Below are 1,640 nucleotides of genomic sequence, written 5' to 3' on the forward strand. Positions count from 1 at the left end.
GCGCAAAATCATAGGCAGTATGGAGGTTCAGCCAGTCACACAGTGGACTGGGATCCAACTCCGGGCCAAACACCTCCTGCTGAACTTCTTTGCTGACACAGTCGAGTTGAACATCCAGCATGTGGCCAATGGGCAGGATCTCCTCTGGAAACACAAGATCCCCTTTCCTCAGATCCCTGCGGTGGGTCAGCACGGGAACACTCACAAGCTCATCCCTCCCATCGTCATTCCGCGCTCCATACCCTTCGCCTCGCCCTGTGGGCAAGGCTCACTCATTTCGCCGGAACTCCTCTCCCCACCGAACCTGTTGTGCTGGGCTTCGGTGGGGACCACGTCATCGTGCGGTTCCTGGATCTGTGTCTGCCCGAACCGCTCCCCCTCTGTCTGAATGCTCCAGCCCTCAGATTGCCACAGGTGGACATAGAGCTCCCCGCCGTCCACACGGATTGCCTGCTGCTCCAGGCCCTCGCCAACGCCGTCCGCAGCCTGGCCGGTGAGATAGTCCTTCAGGCTTGTCAGCTCCTCCGGAGAGAGCTGGCCGACGACCTGGCACTCCGCCACGCCCCACAGCCTGCCGCCTCTGGCCTCTGCCGTAAACACGGCGGAGCGCACCTTGACGTCCAGGAACTCCTTGTCGCACCAGAGCATGAGGCCCCGCCCCGCCTCCTCCGGCACCCGGTTCCACACCATGAACCCAGGATCCTGTCCTCATAATCCAGAAGCGTTCTGCCGTCCCATTCCTCACCCGTCTCATCCCAATCTCCCCACTCATTCCGGGCATAGAAGCTGGCGGTGAGGGGCATGTACAGCTTGAGCTGGGTGGACTCAGGCGGGTGGACGGAGAACATCTCCTCCCCAAGGGTCAGGACGCACTCACCTCCGTCGCTGTGCCGGACGTGGAACCGGCCCGAGTCATCGATGTAATCCAGCTTTCTGGCCTCCTTCAGCGTGTTCCTGGGATCATCCAGCTCCCACGTCTGGATCCGGCTGCCCGCGGGGAACTGATTCCGCCGGAAATCCAGCCACTCCTTCGATACATCCTGCATGATGATCTGCCTCCCTTCATTTTGCCGCAAGTATCATCTGAATAGAAAAGGCCAGCTCCCCAAATGGAAGCCGGCCTTCAACGGGGTTCTTGCGCATGCTCTGTTTCCTCTGATGGTTCATAGCTCTTTCCCGCCCTTTCTTCTGGTAAGCACACAACATACCACAGTGTGCCCGTGATATCCAGCAGTTTTTTCACATCTGCTGGATGGCCGCCTGACTCTGGCTTCGCTCCAGCCACAGGGGATGATAAGCTATCTCTGTGATACCCAGATCCGCACGGCAGGTGATATGGGCGGCCACGGCAGGGCAGGCCGGCGAGAGCTGGAACAACGCCTTGGTGAGCTCTGAGCCCAGGCCGTCCAGGATACAGCGGGGCCCGCCGGGCTTTTCGGCAAACTCCGGTTGATCCATGGTGAGGCAGGCCATGGCCTGGGTGGCGGATATGCCTGTTTCCCGGCTGTATGTTATGGCTCGCTTCAAGGCATGCTGTGGGTTGAACCTCCCGAAGTCCATGGTGTAAAACCGCTGCTCCTGCCCAGACTCCACAATGGTGCAGGTCGCAATCCGGCTGAGCTCCTCCGGCCGCTCCGGGC

General features: G+C 60.4%; 1 protein-coding gene and 3 pseudogenes. All 4 read right to left on the reverse strand.

What is annotated here, in order from left to right:
* Positions 1-205: pseudogene (locus HMPREF0372_RS20185) on the reverse strand (hypothetical protein); the annotation flags it as partial.
* Positions 202-690: a hypothetical protein gene (locus tag HMPREF0372_RS20895; RefSeq protein WP_009261530.1), complete on the reverse strand. Its 489-nt coding sequence runs from the start codon at positions 688-690 to the stop codon at positions 202-204. The pseudogene HMPREF0372_RS20185 and the gene HMPREF0372_RS20895, both read right to left, overlap by 4 nt.
* Positions 691-896: 206 nt before the next feature.
* Positions 897-1,046: pseudogene (locus tag HMPREF0372_RS20900) on the reverse strand (DUF4314 domain-containing protein); the annotation flags it as partial.
* 193 nt (positions 1,047-1,239) lie between these two features.
* A pseudogene (locus tag HMPREF0372_RS20190) lies at positions 1,240-1,640 on the reverse strand (hypothetical protein); the annotation flags it as partial.

This window comes from Flavonifractor plautii ATCC 29863, from assembly GCF_000239295.1.
GTDB lineage: Bacteria > Bacillota > Clostridia > Oscillospirales > Oscillospiraceae > Flavonifractor > Flavonifractor plautii.

Excerpts from the sequence above, each read along its gene's own strand:
- HMPREF0372_RS20895 (WP_009261530.1), bottom strand. The coding sequence starts at position 690 with ATGGTGTGGAACCGGGTGCCGGAGGAGGCGGGGCGGGGCCTCATGCTC.